The following is a 23,823-nucleotide window of genomic DNA, read 5'->3' on the forward strand; positions in this document are numbered from 1 at the left end:
GCCTTTCTCCGTCGCACACCTTCATCCCCCTCCTCCGTACCGGGAGATCTTCATGAGAAACGACCGTTCAATTGGCGCGCCGGTCTCGCGGCGTTCGTTCCTTCGGGCCAGCACCACAGCCGGGCTCCTGCTGCCCACCGCCGGTGGCATGACCCTGCTGCTCACCGGCTGCGGCGGCGACGACGACAAGGTCAACGCCGACGGCAGCCTCAACGGCTCGTACATGACCGCCTCCGGCATGACGCTGAGCTTCGTGGAGACGATGGTCGCCAAGGAGCGTGGCTTCTTCTCCGAGTTCGGGCTGAGCCTGGACATCAAGGGCGGGCAGGGCACCGCCACCGCCATCCAGGCGGTGCTCGGTGGCTCGGCCGACCTGACCCGGGCCAACGGCATCAACGCGATCATCGCGGTGGCCAACGAGGACGCCCCGTTCGTCAGCATCGCCAGCGTGCGGCAGAAGTCGCAGTTCGAGGTGGTGTCCCTGCCGAACAAGCCGATCCGCAACCCCGCCGAGCTGGCCGGACGCACCTGCGGCATCGTCTCCACCGGCGGCGCCACCGAGAACCTGCTCGACGTCATGCTGATCAACGCGGGGGTCAACCCCACGTCGGTGAAGCGTCCGGTCACCGGTGTCGGCACCGCCGCGTACGAGTTGGCCCGCAAGGGCGATGTGGACGCGTGGATCTGCGTCAACACCGACCGGGCCACCATCCAGAAGGACGTCGGCGAGGTCGTCTTCTTCAGCACCGACGACTTCGCCCCGATGCCGTCGGACTCGTACAACACCAGCGCCAAGATGGTCGAGTCGGGCAGCGACATGCCTGTGAAGTTCCTCGCCGGCGTGCTCAAGGCGATCGACTACGCCAGCAAGGAAGCGAACTGGGATCAGGTCATCAACGACCTGCGCAAGTACAACCCGGAGGCCGACCCGGCCCAGGCCCGTGCCGAGCTGCCGCTGCTTGTGGAGAGCTGGCTGGCGGCCGGCCCGGACAAGGCCCTGGAGATGAACGAGCAGACCTGGCTCAAGGGTCAGGAGAGCCTCATCAAGGCCAAGCTGGTGAAGTCTGCTGCGCCGATCGACAAACTGATCAACCGCAGCTACCTCGAGCGCGCGAGGAACCTGTGACGGGCGGCCCGGCCGCCGCCAGCGCCGCCTCCGCGGTCCTGGCGGCGGCCGCGGCCAGCGGTGTGCGACGGCTGTGGTTCAACAGCGGCTCCGAGCTGACCTCGTTCCAGGAGGCAAGCGCGCAGGCCCGGCACCAGGGCGAGCCGACCCCGCAGATCATCACCTGCCCCCACGAACACGTCGCGCTCACCGCGGCGATGGGCGAAACGATGGTCACCGGCCAGCCGTCCATGACCGCTGCCCACGCCGACCTCGGCCTGCTGCACCACGGCGGCGCCATCCACAACGCCATGTGGGGCGACCACCCCATCATGATCATGTCGGGTTATCCGCCCACCCGCGCCGAGTCGCGCAACTCGCCGGTGTTCTGGAAGCAGCAGCGCTGGGACCAGGGCTCGATCGTGCGGCAGTACGTCAAGTGGGACTACAAGCTGTCCGCCCTCGACGACGCCGCACTGGTGGTGGCGCGTGGCCTCCAGGTCGCGCTCGCGCCTCGGCGGGGCCCCGTCTACCTGGCGATGCCGGAAGAGGTGGGCAGGTACCCGATCCCGGTCGGCAACCCGGTCCCCAGCGCCCAACGGCTCGGCATCCCGACCCTGGGACCGGGCGACCCCGGCGTGGTCAGCGAGGTGGCCCGCCGCCTCACGACCGCCCGGCGGCCCGTCATCGTCACCGACCGCGTCGGCGTCAACCCGCACGCCGTGACGTTGCTGGCCGAGCTGGCCGACACCCTCGGCGTGGAGGTACGCGCCACCCGCTACCGGATGAACCTGCCCGACGACAACCCGTGGCACACCACAGCGCCACTTGACGAGTTCGACGTCATCATCGTGCTTGACCATCCGGTGCCGTGGATGCCCGCCGTGGAACGCCCCCACGACGACGCGTGGATCGGCTGGGCCGGGCCCGACCCGATCGAGGGTCGTGTCCCGCTGTACGAGCTGCGCGCCGACGCGCGTACCACCGCCGACCCGGCGGCGTTCCTCGCCGCCGTGCTGGCCGAGGTCGGCGCGGCCGGACCGGGCGACGCCGACGCCGTACGCCGGCGGCGGCAACGACCGCCAGCCGCCGCGCCGCGACCGGCCGGTGGCAACGCGGCGGTCTCCGGTGCTCCCACGCCCGCGCTGATCGCCGCCGCCCTGGACCGGCACCTGCGCCCCGACGACCTGCTGACCTGGGAGGTGTTCGACACCGCGCCGGTCCGCCGGACGAAGCCGGGCACCCTCTTCGAGAAGGGCGGGTCCAGCCTCGGCTGGTCGGTGGCGGCGGCCACCGGCGCCAGCATGGCCGCCGGCGGCGCGCACGCCGTGGCGGTCACCGGGGACGGCTCGTACCTGTTCGGCTCGCCGGACTCGTGCCTGTGGTTGCAGCAGCAGCACGACGCGCCGGTGGTCACCGTGGTGGTCAACAACGGCGGCTACCGCACCGGCACGACAACCCTTGCCGCGCACTACCCGGACGGCCTGGCCGTCACCGAACCCACAGTGCTCGGCGGCCACCTCACCCCGTCGCCGGACTTCGCGGCGCACGCCCGCTCGCAGGGCTGCTACGGGGAGCAGGTGGTGCGGGCGGCCGACCTCACCGCGGCCCTGGACCGGGCCCGTACGGCGGTGGCGCGCGACCGCGTCCCGGCCGTGCTGGACGTCTGGGTGCCCGAGCATCTCACCGGGTCGATGGACCCGGCACGCCGGGCGCGCCCGGCTCACGACGAAGGGAACACCGATGGCTGATGTCGTTTCGCCTATCGACGGCCGGGTCCTGACCCACATCGCGCCCGCCTCGCCTGCCGAGGTCGACGCCGCCGTCCGGGAGGCGCGCGCCGCCCAGCCGGCGTGGGCCCGCCGCACCGGCAGCGACCGTAGCCGGATCCTGCACGCGGTCGCCGACCTCATCGAGGCCCGCATCGACGAGCTGGCCGAGACCGAGACCCGCAACACCGGCAAGATCCTCAGCGACACCCGCCGGGAGGCGATCCGGGCCGCGAACAGCTTCCGCTACTACGCCGGCTGGGCCGAGCAGGTACGGGGCGAGACCATCCCGGTCGGGCCGGAGTACCACACCTACACGGTGCCCGAGCCGCACGGCGTCGTCGCCGGTGTCATCCCGTGGAACGTGCCGTTCTTCTTCGCGGTCAAGAAGATCGCCCCGGCGCTCGCCTTCGGCAACGCCTGCGTGCTCAAGCCGGCCGAGGAGACGCCGTTGACGGCCCTGCGGCTGGCCGGCCTGCTGGCCGAGGCGGGTGTGCCCGACGGGCTGGTGCGGGTGCTGCCCGGTGGCCGGGAGACCGGCGTGGCACTGGTGTCGCACCCGGACGTCGACCTGATCGTGTTCACCGGCCACCACGACACCGGCAAGGCGATCGCCCGGTCGGCGGCGGCCAACCTCACCCCGGTGGCGCTGGAGCTGGGGGGCAAGTCGCCGCAGGTCCTCTTCCCCGACGCCGACCTGGACCAGGCCGTGGACGCAGTGGTGCTGGGCGTATTCGCCTCCTGCGGGCAGATGTGCATCGCCGGCTCCCGGCTGGTCCTGCACGAGTCGATCTACGACGACGTGCTGGACCGGGTGGCCCAGCGGGTACGGGCGCTGCGGGTGGGCGACCCGTTCGACGCCGAGACGGACCTGGGTCCGCAGATCACCGCCGTGCAGCGGGACAAGACGGCGGCGTTCATCGCCGAGTCCCGCGGCGCGGGTCGGCTCGTCGCGCAGGCCACGCTGCCGGACACCGAGCGGCTGCGCAACGGCTTCTACGTGGCGCCGACGGTGTTCGACAGGTTGGACGACAATGCCCGCCTGCTGCGCGAGGAGGTGTTCGGGCCGGTCCTCGCGGTGTCGTCCTTCCGCGACGACGCCGACGCGCTGCGGCTGGCAAACGACACCGAGTTCGGCCTGGCTGCGGGCATCTGGACCGCCGACATCGCCCGCGCACACCGGTTCGCCGGGCAGGTGCGGGCGGGCACGGTGTGGATCAACACCTACCGGGTGATGTCCGACCTGGTGCCGTTCGGCGGTGTCGGCCTGTCCGGATACGGCCGCGAGAACGGCACCGAGGCGGCCCGGCTCTACCTGCGCTCGAAGTCGGTGTGGACCTCGCTGACCGGCGGCACCCCGCAGGGGTACGGCATGGGAGGCGCTGGTGCGGCAGGCTGACCGCCCGGCCGGGTCACCGGTTGACGCGCCAGCCGACGAGAGGGGCCGCGGCGGTCTCGCGTTACTGCGGGACCGTCGCTTCGGCCCGTACTTCTTCGGGTCGTTGGCGTCGAACACCGGCACGTGGTTCCAGAACGTCGCGGCGATCCTGACGATCTACGCGCTGACCCGCTCGGCGTTCATGGTGGGTCTTGTCACCGCCCTGCAGTTCGCCATGCAGTTGGTCCTCGCCCCGGTGATCGGGGCGTTGGCCGACCGTGTCGACCGGCGGCGGCTGATCATCGTGGGGCAGACGCTCGGCGGTTCCGCAGCGGCGGTGCTCGCGCTGCTGGCCTTCCTGGACGCGTTGAATCCGGGTCTGCTGCTCACGTTCATCGGGTTGTCCGGGGTGGGGCAGGCGATCACCGGTCCGGCCGCGCAGGCGTTGGTGCCCAACATCGTGAGCCGCGCCGACGTGCCGCAGGCGATCGCCCTGCACTCGCTGACGTTCAACCTGTCGCGGGCCATCGGCCCGGTGGCCGGGGCGGCCACGTACGCGGTGGCCGGCGCCGGTACGGCGTTCGCCGTCAACGCCGCAAGCTTCCTGGCGTTCGCGCTGGCGCTGCGTGGTGTGCGGCTACCGAAACCGGCTGCCGGCGCGCGGGGCAGGCTGGGCGTGTTGGGCGGGGTCGCCTACGTACGGCACCGGCCGGTGCTGGTGCGGTGCCTGGTGGCGGTGGCCCTGATCGGCCTGGCGATGGAGCCGATCAACACGTTGTCGCCGTTGTTCGCCGAGAGCTTCGGCGGCGGTGACCTGCTGGTGGGTGTCTTCATCACGTTCTTCGGCGTCGGCTCGGCGCTTGTCGCCGTCTTCGTGGGCCGGCTGCGACGCACTGTGGGCAGCGGCAAGACGGGCGCGGTCGGTGTGGCCGCGCTGGCCCTCGGGATGGCGGTGTTGGCGGTGAGCCCGGGGCCGGTGCTGGCCACCGTCGGCATCGCCGTGGGCGGGGCCGGCTATCTGCTCGCGGTCAGCGACGTCAACGCCACCATGCAGGAAGGGCTGTCCGACGCGGTGCGTGGCCGCGTGATGGCCCTGTGGTCGATGTGTTTCCTCGGTATCCGGCCGGCCGCGGCGATGCTGCACGGCTGGCTCGGCGACACGTTCTCGGCATCTGCGGGAGCGTTCGTCGCGGCCGGGTCCGCGGTGGCCGCCGCTGTGGTCCTGCGCGGTCGGCTGACCCGGCGCGGTGACGCCGCCGGGCCTGTCCAGCAGGGATGACAGAGCGCGTCGCCGTTGACCCCGCACCGCATTCCAACCTATTCTGCTGAGCGAAACACCGTTCGTTTGAAGCGAACGGACTGAGTTGGGGAGGCCCAGTGCACGACGGACCGCTGACCGGACTCCGCGTCATCGACGCCTCGACGATCCTGGCCGGCCCTCTGTGCTGCCAGATCCTCGGCGACTTCGGTGCCGACGTCATCAAGGTCGAACACCCCGTGGCCGGCGACAGCATGCGCGGGCACGGCCACGCCAAGGACGGCGTACCGCTGTGGTGGAAGGAGATCTCCCGCAACAAGCGCACACTCGGCCTCAAGCTGTCCGCGCCCGAGGGCGCCGACCTGCTGCTGCGCCTGGCCGCCACCGCCGACGTGCTGGTGGAGAACTTCCGCCCCGGCACCCTGGAACGGTGGGGGATCGGCCCCGAGAAGCTGCACGAGGTCAACCCCGGCCTGGTCATCGTGCGCATCTCCGGCTTCGGCCAGCAGGGCCCGTACGCCAGCCGGCCCGGCTTCGGCACCCTCGCCGAGGCGATGAGCGGCTTCGCCCACCTCACCGGCGACGAGAACGGCCCGCCCACGCTTCCCGCGTTCGGCCTGGCCGACAGCATCTGCGGCATCGCCGCGTCGTCGGCCACGATGGCCGCGCTGTTCGCCCGCGACCGCAACGGCGGCAAGGGCCAGATCGTCGACATGAGCCTGCTGGAGCCGATCATGACGGCGGTCGGCCCCGGCCCCACCGTCTACGACCAGCTCGGCATCGTCGAGCACCGGCACGGCAACCGGTCCACGAACAACTCCCCCCGCAACACCTACCGCACCAAGGACGGCGACTGGGTCGCCGTGTCCACGAGCGCGCAGTCCATCGCCGAGCGGGTCCTGCGCCTCGTCGGTCACCCCGAGGTCATCGACGAGCCGTGGTTCGCCTCCGGCCGGCAACGCGCCGCGCACGCCGACCTGCTCGACGAGTACGTCGGCGGGTGGATCGCCGAGCGCACCCGCGACGAGGTCATGCGCGCCTTCGAAGAGGCCGGCGCCGCCGTCGCCGCCGTCTACACCGCCCGCGACATCGTGGCCGACGAACACGTCCAGGCCACCAAGATGGTCGTCAAGGTGCCCGACCCCGACCTCGGCGAGGTCCTCATGCACAACGTGCTGTGGCGCATGTCCGACACACCGGGCCGGATCCGCTTCACCGGCCGACCCCTCGGCGCCGACACCGACGACCTCCTCGTCAACGAACTCGGCTGCACTCCCGACGCCGTCGCGGAGCTGCGCTCACGGGAGATCGTGGCCTGACGGTCGCCACCACCGATTTAAGGATTGTCGTGACCACAACGAACATCACCACCGACTCCGGCACGGCCGCGCTCCTGGCCGCCGTCGAGGCGGGAGTCCGGGTGTACGACCTGGGCCGCCGCCTCACCATCGGCATGCCCCAGTCGCCGAACCATCCGCCGTTCTGGCACGCCCTGCCCCGCCGGCACGGCGACGCGGTACGCCCCGACGGCGGCTCCGCCGCCAACGACATCATCACCATGGGCACCCACGTCGGCACCCACATCGACGCGTTCTCCCACGTCTCGCAGGACGGTCGGCTGCTCGACGGCTCCGACGCCGCCGACGCCGGCCGCGGCGGCCGCTACCCCGACCTGGGCGCGCACACCATCGCCCCGATGGTGCGCCGCGGCGTGCTGCTCGACGTCCCCGCAGCCCTGGGCCTGTCCGACGGCTGCGAGCCCGGATACGAGATCACCCCCGCCGACCTGTCGACGGCCGCCGACCGGCAGGGCACCCCGCTGCGCCCCGGCGACGTGGCGCTGGTCCGCAGCGGCTGGGGCAGGCTGTTCGACCACGAGGACCGCACCCGCTACATCGGGCACACCACAGGCGTACCAGGAGTCGGCGCAGCCGGCGCCACCTGGCTGGCCGGCCAGGGCGTCCACGCCGTGGGGGCCGACACGATCGCCTTCGAGTGCCTGCCACCGGGCGCCGGGCACAGCGTCCTGCCCGCCCACCGCGTGCTGCTCGTCGAACGCGGCGTCTACATCATCGAGACGATGGCGCTGGAGGAGCTGGCCGCCGACAACGTCCACGAGTTCCTCTTCGTCCTGTCGCCGCTGGCCATCTTCGGCGCCACCGGCTCACCCGTGCGCCCCCTGGCCGTGGTCGCCCATGTCTGAGCAGACCCTGGCCCGGCAGCTGGCCGCGTTCGCCGCCCGCACCGGCGACGAGCCCCTGCCCGAACGCGTCGCCGCAAGCGTGCGCCAACGGGTCCTGGACATCCTCGGCCTGTGCGTGGGCGCGCACCGGCTGCCCACCAGCCGCGCCGCCCTGGAGTTCGTCGCCGACCAGGGCGGACGCCCCCAGGCTCACGTCGTGGGGCTACCCGACGCGGTGCCCGCGGCGCAGGCCGCGTTCGGCAACGGCGTCCTGGCGCACTCGCTGGACTACGACGACACCCACCTGCCCTCGGTGCTGCACCCCAGCGCCGCCGTCGTCCCGGCGGCCCTGGCCGCCGCCCAGGCCGCCGGCGCCAACGGCGCCGCCCTCACCAACGCCGTGGCCGTCGGCATCGAGACGACGGTACGACTGGGAATGGCCGGCTACGACCCGTCCCTGAAGAACTCGGTGTTCTTCGAGCACGGCCAGCACGCCACCTCCATCTGCGGCGCGATGGGCGGCGCCGTGGCCGCCGGCATGCTCCTGGGCCTGGACGAGGACGGCCTGTTGGACGTCCTCGGTGTCACCGCCTCCATGGCCTCCGGGGTGATCGAGGCCAACCGGACCGGCGGCACTGTCAAGCGGCTGCACTGCGGCTGGGCCGCCCACAGCGCCGTCACCGCCGCCGACCTGGTCCGACGCGGCTTCACCGGGCCACCCACAGTCCTGGAGGGCCGCTTCGGCTTCTTCACCGCCTTCCTGCGCGGCGAAGCCGACCACGACCAGATCACCGACGGCCTCGGCGAGCGGTGGGCGGTGCCGGACATCTTCTTCAAGCCGTACCCCGCCAACCACTTCACCCACGCGGCCATCGACGCCGGCCTGGCCCTGCGCGCCGCGGGCGTGCCCGTGGACCGGATCACCCACATCGAACTGCGGGTACCCGCAGCGGTGATCCGCACCATCGGCGAACCGATCACCACCAAACGCGCACCGGACACCGGCTACCAGGCGCAGTTCAGCGGCCCGTACGCCGTCGTCGCCGGCCTGCTCGGCGGCGGGGGACTGGGCCTGGGCCTGGGCGACTTCACCGACGACCTGGCCCGTGACCCGCAGCGTCGGGCGCTGATGGCCCGCGTCGACGTCGTCCCCGACGACGAGTGCAACACGATCTTCCCGCACCAGTTCCCGGCCGTCGTGACGGTACGCACCGACGACGGGCAGACCTGGCGCGAGGAGGTGCTGACCAACCGCGGTGGCCCGCAACGGCCCCTGTCCGACGCGGAACTGGCGTTGAAGTTCCGGGACAACGTCGCCGGACGCGTCGACTCCGACACCGCCGACCAGGTCGTGGCCGCGGTGCTCGGCCTCGCCGACGTCACCGACGTCACCGACGTGCTGCGCCCACTGACCCGACTACAGGCCGACTGACGCCGGCACCGACTCGCTGTCCGCCAACCCAGGAGCACACACCGTGGAACCTTTCGACCTCGTAGTGAAGAACGTCAGAGTCGTGCGGCACGACCAGCCCGAACCGGCGGCGCTGGACATCGCCGTCCGCGACGGCCGCGTGGCCCGCCTCGCGCAGGCGATCGACCCCACCGGCGCGAAGGCAGTCGTCGACGGCGGCGGCAAGCTCGCCTTCCCCGGCGTCGTCGACGCCCACCAGCACTGGGGCATCTACCACCCGCTGGCCGAGGACACCGCCACGGAGAGCCGCGCCTGCGCGCAGGGCGGCGTCACGTCCGCCATCAACTACATCCGCACCGGGCAGTACTACCTCAACCGCGGCGGACCGTACCGCGAGTTCTTCCCCGAGGTGCGCAGCGCCACCGACCACAGGTCCTACGTCGACTACGCGTTCCACGTCGCGCCCATGACCAGTGAGCACATCGACGAGATCCCCGAGCTGATCCGCGACCACGGCGTCACCTCGTTCAAGGTGTTCATGTTCTACGGCGGCCACGGCCTGCACGGCCGCTCCACCGACCAGAGCTCCTTCCTCATGATCCCGCCGGACGCCCGCTACGACTACGCGCACTTCGAGTTCGTCATGCGCGGCGTGCAGGCCGCCCGCGAGCAGTTCCCCGACCTGGCCGACGAGATCTCGCTGTCGCTGCACTGCGAGACCGCCGAGATCATGCGGGCGTACACCCGCCTGGTCGAGGAGGAGGGCGCCCTCACCGGGCTTGCCGCCTACAGCGCCTCCCGGCCGCCACACTCCGAGGGCCTCGCGATCAGCATCGCCTCCTACCTCGCCCACGAGACCGGCCTGCCCACCATCAACCTGCTGCACCTGACCTCGGCGAAGGCCGTCGACGCGGCGCTGCGCATGGCGAAGGCGTTCCCGCACGTCGACTTCCGCCGTGAGGTGACGATCGGCCACCTGCTCGCCGACATCGACACCGCCCACGGCCTCGGCGGCAAGGTCAACCCGCCGCTGCGTCCCCGCGAGGACGTCGAGGCGCTGTGGGGCTACCTGCTCGACGGGCACCTCGACTGGGTCGTCAGCGACCACGCCTGCTGCCGCGCCGAGACCAAGTTCGGCGAGCCGGCCGACGACATCTTCGTCGCCAAGTCGGGCTTCGGCGGCGCCGAGTACCTGCTGCCCGGCCTGGTCAGCGAGGGCTCCAAGCGCGGCCTGTCCTACGCCCGCGTCGCCGAGCTGACCTCGTGGGCGCCGGCACGCCGCTACGGCCTTGCCACAAAGGGCGCCATCGCCGAAGGGCTGGACGCCGACTTCTGCCTGCTGGATGAGAACCACACCTGGACGGTCCGGGCCGACGACTCACTGTCGACGCAGGAGTACACGCCGTTCGAGGGGATGGAACTGACCGCTCGCGTCACCGACACGTTCCTGCGCGGCGAGCAGATCCTGCGCGACGGCGCCCTGGTCGGGCAGCCGCGCGGCCGGTACCTGGCCCGCCCCACGCGCCCGTGACGGCTATCGGGGCACCCCTGCCCACCGCCCGCAGCTACCTGTACGTGCCGGGGGACCAGCCGGACAAGATGGCCCGGGCGGCGGCCCGGGGCGCCGACGCCTGCATCCTCGACCTGGAGGACGCTGTCGCACCGGCGAGCAAGGCCACCGCCAGGGCCAGCGTCGGCGCGTTCCTCGCCGACGCCGACGCCACGGTGCAGTGGTGGGTACGCCTCAACGCGGACACACCGGCCGCCGACATCGCCGCGGTGGTCGGCCCGCACCTGACCGGTGTGGTCGTGCCGAAGGCCGACGTCGACCTGCTGGCCGAGGTGCACCGGCTGCTCGGCGACGCCGAACGCGACAGTGGCGTCCCGCACGGGTCGACAGCCGTGTTCGCGCTGCTGGAAACGGCGAGCGGCGTGCTACGCGCCGAGGCCGTGGCCGCCGCCCCCCGCGTCGAGCGTCTCGGCCTGGGCGAGGCGGACCTCGCGGCGGAGCTGCGCCTGCAACCCGGTCCGGACCGGGAGGAGCTGTGGCCGCACCGCTCGCGCATCGTCCTGGCCTGCGCGGCGGTCGGTATCGCCCCGCCGGTCGGTCCGACCGAGACGGCCCTGCGTGACCCGGAGCGGCTCGAGGCGACAAGCCGCCTGCTGCTGCGTCAGGGTTACCGCGGACGCACGGCGATCCACCCCGCGCAGGTGCCCATCGTGAACGCGGTGTTCTCGCCGACGACGGCCGAGATCGACGCGGCCCGCGACATCGTCGACCGGCTGGCCCACGTCGCACGTAGCGGCTCCGGAGTGGCGGTCACCGCCGACGGCCGGCTGATCGACGCCGCGGTCGCCCGCAGCGCCCAGGAGGTGCTGGACCGGGACGCGGCGGGCCGATAGCCCGCCGCGGTGACCCGCCCGGCCCGTCAACGACGACGGGTCGGGCGGGGAACCACCTGGACAGCCCCTTGCTCCCGAAACATCATCATGTTTAGCATGTTAAAACTGGTGATGAAGGGAGCACCCGCATGACCACCGCGCCCACACAGCGCTACACCTGCTCGGTGTTCACCTGCGACGTGACCCTCGCCAGCCACGGCACACCCGCCACACCGTTCGCCGAGGTCCAGCGACGACTCCATGCCCTCGACAGGCGCTACTCACGATTCCGCCCCGACAGCGAACTGTCGCACCTGAACGCCGCCGCCGGCCGCTGGCACCCCGTCTCCGCAGACCTGCACGCCATGCTCCGCCACGCCCTGGCCGTCGCCGCCGCCAGCGCCAACCTGGTGAACGCCGCGATGCTGCCCCGGCTCCTCGCCGCCGGCTACGTCCACTCCTGGACCACCGGCACACCACCGACCGCGCCACCCACGACACCCACCCCCGTGCCACCCCTGGCCGAGGTGCTCGAACTACGCCCCAGCACCGCCCGCCTGGCACCCGGATACGGCATCGACGTCGGCGCGCTCGCCAAGGGCCGGTGGGCCGACGACATCGTCACCTGGCTCGGCCCCAACTCCGCCGCCAGCGTCGGGGGAGACGTCACCTGCCGCGGCCCCGGCCCCGACGGCGACGGCTGGCCCGTCAACCTGCCCAACGGCCACGTCCTGCGAGTCCGCGACGGCGGCGTCGCCACAAGCGGCATCGGCAAACGCCGCTGGGGCACCAACGACCACCACCTCATCGACCCACGCACCGGCCGACCCGCCACCTCCGACATCACCCAGAGCACAGTCCTGGCCCGCACCGGCGCCAGCGCCGACTGGGTCGCCTCAGCCGTCGTGATCGGCGGCAGCCCCACAGCCGCACACCTCACCACCCGCACCGACGTCCACCACCTGTGGCTGACCCGCACCGACGACCCCACCGACAGGGGAGCGGCACCATGAACCCCACAAGCCCTGACCGCCTCGTGGAACCCGCACGGTTCCGGGCCGCCTTCCGCCGCGTACCCGCGCCCGTGGCGATCCTCCTCATACCCGGCGGACCCGGCGGCATCACCGGCGTCACCTGCACCTCGGCCACATCCCTGTCCGGCGAACCACCAATGGCCATGGTCGCCGTCGACACCAAAACCGGCGTCGCCCCGCTGGCCGAACAGGCCGGCCGATTCAGCATCAACTACCTCGCCGCCGACCGCGCCGCCTGGGCACGAGCCTTCGCCAGCCGAGGCCGCGACCTCGACGACCTCGCCGCCGCCATCGTCACCGGCCGCACACCGGTGCCCACCCTCGCCACCGGCACCACAGCCGTCCTCGAATGCCGCACCACCGCCATCCACCAGGGCGGAGACCACTGGATCCTCTGCGGCGAGGTGCTACACGCCCGCGCCCAGACCGACGCCGAACCCCTGCTGCACCACAACGGCCGCTACGGCACCTTCCACCCCGACAGCCCTTGACCGCAGCCCACCCACCGCGAGGCAGAACCATGACCCAACCACGGACCCACACCATCAACGCCGGCGGCTTCACCACCCGCTACTGGGAATCCACACCGCCCGGACAACCCGAAGGCACAGTCGTCCTCGTCCACGACGGAGCATTCGGCGGCGACGCCATCGGCAGCTGGTCCCGGGTCATGCCGCTGCTCGCCCAGCACTACCGGGTCCTCGCACCCGACCTGCTCGGCTACGGCGACACCGACAAGGTCGTCTACCTCGACCGCTCGCCGTACTCATTCCGCACCGCCCACCTCGCCGCGTTCTGCGCCGCCCTCGACGTCGACGCCGCCCACTTCGCCGGCCAATCCTTCGGCGGATCCCTCCTCCTGCGCGCACTCGCCACACCCACACCAGCGCTGCCCGCCCTGTCCGCCGTGAGCATCTGCGGCACCGGCGGCCCCTGGCGCTCCACAAAGGGCACCACCGAACTCGGCCGCTTCGACGGCACCGAAGAAGACGCACGCCGCCTCGTCGCCCTCATGGCCGACGAATACCCAGGCTTCGACGACACCGTCCAGGTGCGCTACGCCAACACCCGCAAACCCGGCCACGTCCAGGCCTGCATGGCCCCCCGCCTGCAACACCCCACCCTGCCCAAACCCGGCCCCGACAACTGGCCGACCCCCCTGCGCGACACCACAGTCCCCATCCTCGTGGTCGAGGCCACCCGCGACGACCTGCTCGAACCCGACTGGGGCCGCCACCTGGAAAACCTCACCCCCCACGTGTACGTGCACCGCATGGACGCCCGCCACGCACCCAACCTCGACCAACCCGAGGCCGTCGCCACCCTCCTGCGCACCTTCTTCAACCGGGGGAGGACCACACAATGAGCACCCTGCTGTTCCTCCACGACGCCGACGTCCTCCCCGGAAGAATCGGCGCGCTCGGCCTGCTCGCCGACGACCTGCACGTCGTCGTACCCCGACACCCCGGCTTCGGCACACCACTCGACGACACCGCACAGGACTGGGACAGCGTCGCCGACCTCGCCCAGCACTACCTGTCCGACCCCGTCACCGACCCTCCACACGGCCCCCTGCACCTGGCCGGCGCAGGCTTCGGCGGCTGGATCGCCCTGGAGATGGCAGTACGCGCACCACACCTGTTCACCACCCTCACCCTCGTCAGCCCGTACGGGGTGAAACTGTCTGGACCCACCGAACCCGACTTCGCCGACATCCTCCTGCTCGACCCGACCGAGATCGTCGAACTCGGCTGGGCCGAACCCACCGCCTGCCACGACCTGCGCATGCCCGGCTACCCACCCGGCCTCACCGACGACGACTACGAACGGGCCTTCGCCGACCGCGCCGCCCTGTCCCGGTACGCCTGGAAACCCTTCCTGCACGACCCACGCCTACGCCGATGGCTGCACCTGGCAACCATGCCCACCCTCGTCATCGCCGGCACCCACGACCGGCTCGTACCCCCACGCCACAGCGCCGCACTGGCCGACCTGCTGCCCTCGGCCCGCTTCGTCGAGCTGCCGCACGCCGGGCACTACCCGTACCTGGAACGCCCCCACGCATTCCACCGGCTGGTCCGGTCCTTCCTGATCGGAGAGGCCCAGTGAAGCTCTACCACTTCACCGAAATGCCCTACCCGTACATCGCACCCGAGGCCGAAGAGGCAAACCGCGGCCTCAAATACTTCATGCCCAACCGCTACTACGACCCGGTCCTCGGCCACGAGCTCTACCAGCGCTACCTCGACGAGTACGAACTCGCCGACGAACTCGGCTTCGACCTCATGGTCAACGAACACCACCAGTCCGCGTCGACCCTGCAGGTCTCGGCCACCCTCAGCGCCGCCTCCGTCCTGCACCGCACCCGACGCGGCCGGGTCCTCGTGCTCGGCACCCCACTGCCACACCGCGAAAGCCCCATCCGCGTCGCCGAGGAGATCGCCTACCTCGACTCGGTCAGCGGCGGCCGCATCGACTGCGGCTTCGTCCGCGGCGTCCAGGGCGAGACGTTCCCGTCCAACCAGAACCCCGTGCACAACCTCGACATGTTCATCGAAGCCCACGACCTGATCAAAAAGGCGTGGACCAGCGGCGACGTCTTCTCCTGGGAGGGCCGCCACTACCACTACCGGTACGTCAGCGTGTGGCCCCGCCCGTACCAGCAGCCACACCCACCGATTTGGATCAGCGGCACCTCCACCCGACTCGTCGAATGGACAGCCCGCCACGGCTACACACTGTGCAACCTGCTCGGCACCTACGACGACACCGCCACCTCGTTCCGGCTCTACCGCCGAACCGCCGTCGCCGCGGGCCAACCCGAACCCGGCCCGGACCGCTTCGCCTACATGGCCCTGTGCCACGTCGCACCGACCGAAGCCAAGGCCCGCGAGATCGGCCGCAAACTCATGTACTACCTCAAGCCCGGCAAACTCCGGCTCGGCGCCGCCAGCCCACCCGGCTACTTTCCACCGGCCGCCGCCGTCGCCGCCCTCCAGGGCCGCCTCGGCGCCGTCCGCCGCATGAGCTACGAAGACCTCATCGACGCCGGCATCCTCCTCGTCGGCACCCCCGACCAGGTCACCGCGCAGATCCACCGCCTCTACGAGCAGACCGGCGCCGGGCACCTCATCCTCATGAACCACGCCGGCGACATGACGAGCAACGAGGTACGCGACCACCTCACCCTGTTCGCCAAGGACGTCATGCCCGCCGTCACCGCCCTCGGCGCCGACTGGCACGACCAGGACACCACCTGGCGCGTCGACAAGGACACCACGCCCGTGCAGGCGGTCCTCTCCAGCGCCCTGTCCTGACCGGAGGTCACCACCAGCCGATCACCTCGTCGTGCAGACCCGCGTAATCACGTTCGAGGTGATCGGCAAGGGCGACCATGTGCGCCCGCATCAACGTCTCCGCCCGCGCCGCGTCCCCATCGGCGATCGCCGCCGCGACCGCCTGGTGCTCCCGCCGCACGTCCTCCCACCGCTCCGGACGACGCTCGGCCGCCACCACCCGCTCGGTGTAGATCTCCTTCAACGCCCTACCGAACAGATCCAGCACCCCGTTGCCCGACAGTCCCGCCACCACACCGTGGAAACGCTGCATGACCGCCAGATAGCTGGCCTCGTCACGCTCCTCCAACGTGGCGTGCTCCCGCATCGACTCGGCCAACTCCCGCAGGTGCGCCTCATCACGCCGCTCGGCCGCCAACCGGGCCATCAACGGCTCCATGATCACGCGCGCCTCGACCAGCTCACCGAACCGGGTCCGACCCATCTGCATGAACAACGCCATCGTCCGACCGAACGTGTGCGGATCGACAGCCCCCACGATCGGCCCACCACCCCGACCCGGCCGAACACGCACCAGACCGTTGATCTCCAGGATCCGCAGCGCCTCCCGCAGCGTCCCGCGACTGACCCCGTACGCCTGCAACATCTGCGCCTCGGTGGGCAGCCCCGCCCCGGCCGACAACCCCTGCTCGACGATGTCCTCAAGGATCTGCCGGGCCACCAGCTCACCCATCTTCGCCGCGCGCTGGCGGAACCGGGGGAGCGGCTGGGCCTCAGACATGACCCGATCCTACGGGCCCCCGATCTTGCCCTCGTGGCTCCTTCACCGCGAACCCGGCGGAGGAGCGGCACCGGCCCCGCCCGCCGGGCACACCATCAGGCGCACGGCCGAACGTCCCGCCGCCGCACAACTGCCGGCACGGGGGTGGGCCGTCACTCGCGCGCGTCGATCGGCTGCGCCCGCATGGCCACCCCCGTCGAGGTCATGATGGCGGCCCAGCCGAGCAGCGCGGCGACCGCCACGATCCCCGAATAGATCAGTGGCGGGACAGGCCGGTCCGCCGGGCGACATCCCCGATCGGGTACAGCTCATCGCTGTCCACGACGCCCACCATGCGACCTCAAGCGGCTTGAGGCACAAGCACCCGGTCCAGCATGTCCTCGTACCGCGCATTTTCGAAGTGGGTACGCCGCCGTCGGCCGGATTAAAGTGAGCACCTTCGATGCGATGGCCTCTGGTCGACGTGCTGCTGGAGGTGTGCGTGTACCGTCCGACTCTGGATCCTCTCGCCGACTCACTGGCGTTGAGTGCCCTCGTCGCCGGGCTGCCGATCATCACGCTGTTCCTGCTGCTCGGCGTCGTACGGGTACGGGCGTGGCTGGCTGCGCTCGGCGCGCTTTCCGTCGCACTACTGGTGTCCATCGTGGTCTACGCGATGCCGACCGGTCAGGCGCTGCTCACCGCGAGTCAAGGTGCCACGTTCGCGCTGTTCCCGCTCGTGTGGACGTTCGGCACCGCCATCTGGATCTACCGGATGACCGTGACGACTGGGCACTTCGACGTGCTTCGGCGCTCGTTTGCCCGGGTCAGCGACGACCGGCAGGTGCAGGCCCTGGTGATCGCGTTCTGCTTCGGCTCACTGCTCGAAGGGCTGGCCGGGCAGGGCACTCCGGTCGCGATCACCACGGTGATGCTGTTGGCGCTGGGCTTCGGTCCGATGAAGGCGGCCACGGTGGCGCTGGTGGCCAACACCGTGCCGGCCGCATTCGGGCCGCTCGGCCTGCCGATCACCACGCTGGCCCGGGTCACCGACCTGCCGACGGGCGACCTGGGCGCGATGGCCGGGCGTCAGGTACCGGTGATCGCGGTGTTCATTCCGCTGCTGCTGGTGGGCATGGTCGGCGGTCGCCGAGGGCTGCGCGGAACCTGGCACGTGGCAGTCGCCTGCGGCGGGTCGTTCGCGCTGGCACAGTTCCTCACGTCGAACTACCTCTCGGTTGCCCTCGCCGACATCGTCGCGGGGCTGGTCAGCGCCGTGGTCGTGGCCGTGACCGCGCGGGCGTGGCCGCCCCGGCGCCACGAGGACCAGGTGACCGGTGGCGCGTCCGACGCCCCGCCGCAGGAAGGACCGGCAGGGCCCCGGCCGACTGCCGAATCGGGCGGGCCGGTTGGGTCGGTGAGCCAGCCGGATCGTGCGGTGGCCCTCGCCAGCCGCCCGGCGGTGGCGCCGAACCAGCCGGACGCCCCGGTGGAGGTCTGGCGGGCGTACGCCCCGTACCTGGTGATCGTGGCGATCTTCGGCCTGTCCCAGGTGCCCGCGATCGCGGACGCGCTCAACGCGGTCACCGTGACCTTCGACTGGCCGGGGCTGCATCTGCTGACCGTGGCCGGCACACCGTCGTCGCTGCCGGTCTTCCGCTTCAACTGGCTCTCCTCGACCGGCACGCTGCTGGTGCTGGCTGGCCTGGTCACGATGGCGATCCTGCGCGTCACCCCGCGCGCCGCACTCGTCGCGTACGGGCAGACGTTGGCGTCGCTGCGCTGGGCGATCCTCACCGTCTGCGGGCTGCTGGCGCTGGCGTTCGTGATGAACGGCAGCGGGCAGACCGCGACGCTGGGCACCTGGATGGCCGGTGCCGGCGGGCTGTTCGCGCTGCTCTCGCCGGTGCTTGGCTGGTTGGGTGTGGCGCTCACCGGCTCGGACACGTCGTCCAACTCGCTGTTCGGCGCACTCCAGGTCACCGCCGCGCAGCGCGCCGGCCTGGACCCGGTGCTGCTCGCCGCGGCCAACGCGTCCGGCGGCGTAGTCGGGAAGATGATCTCGTTGCAGAACCTGACGATCGCGGCGAGCGCGGTGGGACTGAGTGGCCGGGAGGGCGACCTGTTCCGCCGCATGTTCGGCTGGAGCGTGGTTCTGATCTCCGCGATGGCGTTGCTGGTCGGCCTACAGGCGACCCCGGTGTTGAGCTGGATGGTGCCCTAGCGGCCTCCTGACCACTTGTGCGAGGGGAGCGCTTCCGGCCGACCGCCGGTTGCGCTCCCTCGTGGGTACGGCTTGGTGATGAGTTTTCGCGCCCGCACCCGTCACACCCACGGCGGGACACGACGAGTCGGACGGATGACGTGATGAGTGCGGACAGTGGCTGGAGGCTCCACGGTCTCGGCCAGCGGGGGACAGAGACGAACGCCGAGCGGTACAGCGGCGGCAGGCAGCCTCGATTCGATAATGTGCATTATGTAAAGTAGCGTGATTTCGCGGTCCCCTCGGAAGGGGTCACTGGCGGGTCAGGGCCTCGTCAGGTTGGACGAGCCGCGCCGTGACCAACGGGTTGCGCCGCAGGCCCGCGAGCAGCGCGGCGCTGCCACCGACATCGGTCCAGGTGTCGTCCCACAGGGCGGAGACGAGCCAGGAGCGATCCGCCGGAAAGAACAGGTCGGGCAACCGCCCGTCGCCGCGCATGTGCCCGGTCCGCCACGTGAGCGCCTGCTCGGGCCCGGCCTCGACGAGCACGTACGACCAGCCCCAGTAGAGCGACACCTTCGCGGCGTCCGGGAAGACGATGTCGTGGGCGCCGGTGTCCAGGTAGCCCAGCCACCAGGGCTGATCCGGGGTACGTGCCGTCAACTCGTCGACGACGGCACGTTCGTGGGCGTCGAAGCTGACGTCGTCGGGCGGATGGAAGGTGGCGTACGCCTCGAACACCGCAGGAATCGCCGTGGTGACGGACCGGCCGCCGGACGAGGTGCGGCCCGCGATCCAGGCGACGTCGCTGGCAGTGCCGATCCGCCACCTCCGCCCGTCCCTGACGACGTCCATGAGATCCGGGGTCGACGCGCGGTCACCGCTGACAGCGGCCGGCGTTGCCCACGGCGCCCACCCGGGCCGGTCAACAGCCCGCCACCGGTGCCCTTCGGCGCAGACCCACTCCGCAGTGTCGTACGGCTCCCGGTACACCGTCGGCATGCCGGGTCGACCGCAGTCGGGACATGCGGCGACGGGCGACGTCATGTCGCGCACGATACGTGCCCCAGCCCGCTCGCCACTCCCCTTCTCCCCCCCTTCCGAGCAACGCGAAAATCATGCATAATATCCCTTATGCATGACAAAAAGGACGAATCGCTCATGGTTCTGATCGAGGAGTTCCTGACCGCCCGCGCCACCCGCAAGCCCTCCCCCCACACCCTGGCGGCGTACCGGCGGGACCTGCACGCGGTGGCCGCCCTGGTCGCCGAGGACGCCACCACTCCCCTCCCCCTCGACGCGTTGTCGATCACCGACCTCTCCCCCCGGGTGATGCGGGCGGCCTTCGCCCGGTTCGCCGCGCCCCGGGCCGCCGCGTCGGTGCACCGGGCCTGGTCCACCTGGAACAGTTTCTTCACATTCCTGGTCGCCGACGGTGTCGTGGCGGGCAATCCGATGCCGGCGGTCGGGCGTCCCCGGGCGCTACTCCCCCAGCCCAAGCCGTTGCGTGGCGCGGACACCCCCGAGGTGCTGCTGGCCTCCGCAGCCCGTGACGAGGGCAGGCAGCGTGACCCGTGGCCGGAGCGGGACGTCGCGGTGTTGGCGGTGGCGCTCTGCGCCGGGCTGCGCCTGTCGGAGCTGCTCGCGCTGCGTGTCGACTCGTTGGGTGGCCGGCCCGGTGAGCGGCGGATCGAGGTGGCCGGAAAGGGCGGGCGGCCCCGTGTGGTGCCGATCGAGGCGGATCTGGACCGGGTGCTGGTGGACTACCTGGACAGTCGGGCGCGGCGTTTCGGGTCCCGGTCGGTACGCCCCGACTCGGCGTTGCTCGTGGACCGGCGCGGTGAGCCGTTGCGCCGTGGTGGGCTGCAGTATCTGGTGGAGTCGTGTTACCGGCGGGCGGGCATCGGTGACCGGGTGCCGCGGGGCGCGCGGTTGCACGCGCTGCGGCACACGTTCGCGACGCGGTTGGCCGAGGACGGGGCGAGCGCTGCGGAGATCATGCGGTTGTTGGGGCACGCGTCGTTGGCGTCGTCGCAGACGTACATCGAGGTGACTGCCGGGCAGCAGCGCGACGCGGTGCGGGCCAACCGGACGAACCGCGCGTTGGCGGCGCTCCTGCCGGCGGGCCGGGAGGAGCCGGCGGCGCGGTGATCAGTGGGCCTTGTGGTCGGAGTCGTTGGCGGTGGTGGGCAGGGTGCCGAGGACCGAGTTGATGATGTGGATGCGGGTGTTCGTGGCCCGGTAGTCGGCGCAGACGGTGTCGGCGCGGTCGGCGAGGCGCACGGTGGGGGCGGTGCCGGTGACGGTGATGGTGGTGCCGTCGAGGGTGGTGGCGGTGCCGGCCTTCAGCAGGTCGTCGATCGCGTGGGTTCCCGCGACGAGGTGTGCCTTCAGCAGGGGGCGCAGCTGGCCGGTGTGTCGGACCATGAGGTCGTCCCAGTTGTCCTCGGAGAACTTCGCGGCGAAGGCGTCGTCGGACGGCGCGAGGACGGTGAGGCCGTCCTTGGGCAGTTCGGTGAGGACGCCGCTGGCGCGCACTGCCGCCTCGAAGGTGGTGAGGGTGGGCATCCAGCGCAGCGCCTCGTCGACGGGTTGGCCGGCGAGGAATGTCGGGTTGCCGGGGTCGTCACCGGTGGGCAGGGCGGCGCAGAGCGGGCCGGTGATCTCGGCTACCGCGACCGGGCGTGGGTCGGCGGGGGTGCTGCTGCACGCGGTGAGGGCGAGCAGCAGGGCGGGCGCGAGCAGGCGGTAGCGCCGCGGTCGGGTGCCGTTCGAGGTGGCGGGTTGCGACACGGCGTACTCCATGGGTGTCGGGTTGATGGGTGTGCCGGCGGCGTGGGCTCACGCCCGCGCCGCCGGCACTGTGGTGCGACTAGCTGACGGTCACAGCGCGGCGCACTGGGCGTTGCGTGGGCCGTGGACGGTGTTGCTGACCCCGAGGTTGGTCGGGGCGGTGCTGTTGGTGGTGCAGTTGAGCGGGCCGCGGATGATGTTGCCGGCCAGCAGCGGCACGTCGGCGCCGGTGGTGTTGCCGGTCAGGTTGACCGGGCCGGAGACGGCGACGTCGATGAGGGAGACCGCGTTGGTGCTGTTCGCGATCTGGACCGGGCCGTTGACGGTGCTGTCGGCGAGCAGGACACCGGAGGCGCCGTTGGCGGTGACCGGGCCGCTGATTGTGGTTCCGGTCGCGACGAGCGCCGCGCCGGCCCGGATGGTGACCGGTCCGTTGATGGTGGCGTCGACGGCGCAGGTGAAGCCGGAGACGGTCAGTGGTCCGTTGCGGCGGCCGGTGAGGTTCGGGTAGATGCGCTCGCCGTCGACGAGCTTCTCCACGCCCTTGGTGTCCAGCAGTAGCGGGATCAGGCCGCGTTCGGGCTGGTTGAGGGGCACGTAGTAGCCGTCGGTGGTCTTGACGACCTTCCAGCCGTGTGCGGCGATGCGCTGCGCGACGGTGGCGCCGACGCCGCCGGGGCCGTCGGTGCGTGCGCCGTTGTACTGCTCCTCGGTGAGCCGGTAGGCGCACGGCGCGTCGTCGAGGATGAGGTCGGCGCGGGGGGCGTCGAGTCCCGGCGGGCTGTCACCCGGGTGCGGTGCAGGGTGGGCCGGGATCGGTCGGGAGCCGCGGAAGACAAGGCGGCCGGTGTTGGCGGCCTGGCTCTCGATGCCCTCGGCGCGGGAGGCGAGGATCTCTGCCTTGTTGGCGCGGTGGTAGTCGAGGAACTGGTGGAACGTCCACAGCGCGGAGTAGGTCTTGCGGCGGCGGTTGTTCGCGGTGTTGCCCTCGTCGGGTCGCGTCTGGCCGCCGGAGCTGCGCAGCTCCAGCAGGGAGTTGGCGACGTTCTTCAGGCCGAGGGTGTTGCGGAGGATGGTTTCCTCGCTGTTGCCGACGGTGCTGCCGCCTTCGCAGCCGTAGGGGCAGGCCCACCAGCCGTCTTCGGCGCCCTTCGTGTACATGTGGCCTTCGATCATGTCCTGGGACTGGTCGAAGATGGACTGGGGCACGTTCTGGTGCCGCGGCGGCAGCATCGGCAGGTCACCGGCGCGGGCGTTGCCGTACTCGTGGCCGTCGTAGCCGGCAACGGGCCGGTAGTCGCGGACCATCTTGATGTACGCGGTGGTCTCGGGCTGACGGATCAGCGAGTAGTCGCGGTTGAGGTCCTGGCCGGAGGCGTTGCCGCGGGTGTTGTTGGCCCGACCGTCGCCGTTGATGGTGGGGACGATCAGGACGTTGGTGCGGCTGAGCAGGTCGATGATCCGCGGGTCGGTGCTGAAGGCGAGTTGCCGGGCCATGATGAGGCAGGCTTCGCGGTCGCCGGGCTCGTTGCCGTGCACGTTGCAGTTGATGGCGACGGGTGCGGTGGCGGCGACGGCCTCCGGGGTGGCCGCCGGCGGGTTGCCGAAGACCATCATGTTGATGGGCCGGTTCTGCAGGGTGCGGCCGAGCTCGACGACGCGGACGCGGTCACTGAGGGCGTCGATGGCCTCGGTGTAGGCGTACTCGTTGACGTCGTTTGTGTACTGCGCGCCGCGGGTGGTCTCCCACTGGGTGCGCAGTTGCTCGCCGGGGGTGTCGGGGTTGCCCCAGGGCGCGGTGGTCGTGGCGACGACCGGTTCGGAGTAGGGCTGTTCGGTGGTGCCGGCGCGGGCGCGTACCCGCCACTGGAACCGGTCTCCGGGGTTGAATCCGGCGTCGGCGAAGGTGGGTGATTGCTGGTTGACCTGGCGGTTGGGTCGCCAGATGCCCACGATTGTCGGTGCGCCGGTGGGGTTGCCGTTGGCGTCGACCGCTGTGCGTTCGATCTGGTAGTCGGTGGCGCCGTCGACGTGCTGCCAGGCGAGGGTGGCGTACCCGTCGCTCTGGCGGACGGTGAGGTTGGCGACCTGGTTGGGTTGCGCGGCGCTCTGGGCGTTGGCGGGGGTGGGTGAGATGGTCAGCGTGAGAGCGATGACAGTGGATATGGCGATGAGGGTGGGTCGCTTGCGTCTCATGTGGCCTCCGACTAGTTGATCGTGGCGCGACCCGCCCAGCATGGTTGTCGGAGTAC

Annotated in this window: 20 protein-coding genes; 16 read left to right on the forward strand and 4 right to left on the reverse strand. The window is 71.3% G+C overall.

All coding sequences use genetic code 11. The features are described 5' to 3' along the window. Positions 1-52: 52 nt before the first annotated feature. The 14 genes from ACLQ23_RS06065 (at position 53) to ACLQ23_RS06130 (ending at position 15,836) form a co-directional block, all read left to right on the forward strand. Positions 53-1,126 carry an ABC transporter substrate-binding protein gene (locus tag ACLQ23_RS06065; protein WP_355596537.1) on the forward strand — a complete coding sequence of 358 codons (1,074 nt, stop codon included), beginning with the start codon at positions 53-55 and terminating at the stop codon, positions 1,124-1,126. Beyond that, positions 1,123-2,856 (forward strand): thiamine pyrophosphate-dependent enzyme, encoded by a 1,734-nt coding sequence (locus ACLQ23_RS06070; protein WP_425735930.1) that lies wholly within the window; start codon positions 1,123-1,125, stop codon positions 2,854-2,856. The genes ACLQ23_RS06065 and ACLQ23_RS06070 overlap by 4 nt, the downstream gene beginning before the upstream one ends. Beyond that, positions 2,849-4,273 (forward strand): aldehyde dehydrogenase family protein, encoded by a 1,425-nt coding sequence (locus tag ACLQ23_RS06075; RefSeq protein WP_355596533.1) that lies wholly within the window; start codon positions 2,849-2,851, stop codon positions 4,271-4,273. Before ACLQ23_RS06070 ends, ACLQ23_RS06075 begins: the two co-directional genes overlap by 8 nt. Continuing rightward, the gene (locus tag ACLQ23_RS06080) at positions 4,260-5,531 is read left to right on the forward strand and encodes an MFS transporter (protein ID WP_355596531.1); all 1,272 of its coding nucleotides are present in this window, start codon (positions 4,260-4,262) and stop codon (positions 5,529-5,531) included. The genes ACLQ23_RS06075 and ACLQ23_RS06080 overlap by 14 nt, the downstream gene beginning before the upstream one ends. Positions 5,532-5,629: 98 nt before the next feature. Next, complete coding sequence (locus ACLQ23_RS06085) at positions 5,630-6,829, forward strand: CaiB/BaiF CoA transferase family protein (RefSeq protein WP_355596529.1); 1,200 nt, start codon at positions 5,630-5,632, stop codon at positions 6,827-6,829. Positions 6,830-6,858: 29 nt separating this feature from the next. Continuing rightward, positions 6,859-7,713, forward strand: a complete 855-nt coding sequence (locus ACLQ23_RS06090; RefSeq protein WP_425735929.1) for a cyclase family protein — start codon at positions 6,859-6,861, stop codon at positions 7,711-7,713. Next, the gene (locus ACLQ23_RS06095) at positions 7,706-9,124 is read left to right on the forward strand and encodes an MmgE/PrpD family protein (protein WP_355596527.1); all 1,419 of its coding nucleotides are present in this window, start codon (positions 7,706-7,708) and stop codon (positions 9,122-9,124) included. Before ACLQ23_RS06090 ends, ACLQ23_RS06095 begins: the two co-directional genes overlap by 8 nt. Before the next feature lie 43 nt (positions 9,125-9,167). Then, positions 9,168-10,634, forward strand: a complete 1,467-nt coding sequence (locus ACLQ23_RS06100; RefSeq protein WP_425735928.1) for a dihydroorotase — start codon at positions 9,168-9,170, stop codon at positions 10,632-10,634. Then, the gene (locus tag ACLQ23_RS06105; RefSeq protein WP_355596524.1) at positions 10,631-11,506 is read left to right on the forward strand and encodes an HpcH/HpaI aldolase/citrate lyase family protein; all 876 of its coding nucleotides are present in this window, start codon (positions 10,631-10,633) and stop codon (positions 11,504-11,506) included. Before ACLQ23_RS06100 ends, ACLQ23_RS06105 begins: the two co-directional genes overlap by 4 nt. A 128-nt stretch (positions 11,507-11,634) precedes the next feature. Next, positions 11,635-12,498 (forward strand): FAD:protein FMN transferase, encoded by an 864-nt coding sequence (locus ACLQ23_RS06110; protein WP_355596522.1) that lies wholly within the window; start codon positions 11,635-11,637, stop codon positions 12,496-12,498. Beyond that, a complete protein-coding gene (locus ACLQ23_RS06115; RefSeq protein ID WP_355596520.1) occupies positions 12,495-13,010 on the forward strand; it encodes a flavin reductase family protein in 516 nt (171 codons plus the stop codon). Before ACLQ23_RS06110 ends, ACLQ23_RS06115 begins: the two co-directional genes overlap by 4 nt. 29 nt (positions 13,011-13,039) lie before the next feature. Continuing rightward, positions 13,040-13,885, forward strand: coding sequence for an alpha/beta fold hydrolase (locus ACLQ23_RS06120; protein ID WP_425880426.1), 846 nt, complete (start codon positions 13,040-13,042; stop codon positions 13,883-13,885). Then, the gene (locus tag ACLQ23_RS06125) at positions 13,882-14,628 is read left to right on the forward strand and encodes an alpha/beta fold hydrolase (RefSeq protein WP_355596516.1); all 747 of its coding nucleotides are present in this window, start codon (positions 13,882-13,884) and stop codon (positions 14,626-14,628) included. Before ACLQ23_RS06120 ends, ACLQ23_RS06125 begins: the two co-directional genes overlap by 4 nt. Further along, the gene (locus tag ACLQ23_RS06130) at positions 14,625-15,836 is read left to right on the forward strand and encodes an LLM class flavin-dependent oxidoreductase (protein ID WP_355628335.1); all 1,212 of its coding nucleotides are present in this window, start codon (positions 14,625-14,627) and stop codon (positions 15,834-15,836) included. The genes ACLQ23_RS06125 and ACLQ23_RS06130 overlap by 4 nt, the downstream gene beginning before the upstream one ends. Before the next feature lie 7 nt (positions 15,837-15,843). Here ACLQ23_RS06130 and ACLQ23_RS06135 read toward each other — a convergent pair whose 3' ends face one another. Continuing rightward, positions 15,844-16,596, reverse strand: a complete 753-nt coding sequence (locus tag ACLQ23_RS06135; protein WP_355596512.1) for a FadR/GntR family transcriptional regulator — start codon at positions 16,594-16,596, stop codon at positions 15,844-15,846. Between the two features lie 442 nt (positions 16,597-17,038). Here ACLQ23_RS06135 and ACLQ23_RS06140 point away from each other — a divergent pair, with 442 nt between their 5' ends. Then, a complete protein-coding gene (locus ACLQ23_RS06140; protein WP_425735927.1) occupies positions 17,039-18,799 on the forward strand; it encodes an L-lactate permease in 1,761 nt (586 codons plus the stop codon). Positions 18,800-19,090: 291 nt separating this feature from the next. Here ACLQ23_RS06140 and ACLQ23_RS06145 read toward each other — a convergent pair whose 3' ends face one another. Beyond that, the gene (locus ACLQ23_RS06145) at positions 19,091-19,825 is read right to left on the reverse strand and encodes a hypothetical protein (protein ID WP_425880427.1); all 735 of its coding nucleotides are present in this window, start codon (positions 19,823-19,825) and stop codon (positions 19,091-19,093) included. Between the two features lie 87 nt (positions 19,826-19,912). Here ACLQ23_RS06145 and ACLQ23_RS06150 point away from each other — a divergent pair, with 87 nt between their 5' ends. Then, positions 19,913-20,929 (forward strand): tyrosine-type recombinase/integrase, encoded by a 1,017-nt coding sequence (locus ACLQ23_RS06150; protein ID WP_425880428.1) that lies wholly within the window; start codon positions 19,913-19,915, stop codon positions 20,927-20,929. Here ACLQ23_RS06150 and ACLQ23_RS06155 read toward each other — a convergent pair whose 3' ends face one another. Next, the gene (locus ACLQ23_RS06155) at positions 20,930-21,571 is read right to left on the reverse strand and encodes a fasciclin domain-containing protein (RefSeq protein ID WP_425735926.1); all 642 of its coding nucleotides are present in this window, start codon (positions 21,569-21,571) and stop codon (positions 20,930-20,932) included. A gap of 90 nt (positions 21,572-21,661) precedes the next feature. After that, positions 21,662-23,767 (reverse strand): M14 family zinc carboxypeptidase, encoded by a 2,106-nt coding sequence (locus ACLQ23_RS06160; RefSeq protein WP_425880429.1) that lies wholly within the window; start codon positions 23,765-23,767, stop codon positions 21,662-21,664. Positions 23,768-23,823 lie beyond the last annotated feature (56 nt).

Source organism: Micromonospora sp. DT41, assembly GCF_049841715.1.
Lineage (GTDB): Bacteria > Actinomycetota > Actinomycetes > Mycobacteriales > Micromonosporaceae > Micromonospora > Micromonospora profundi.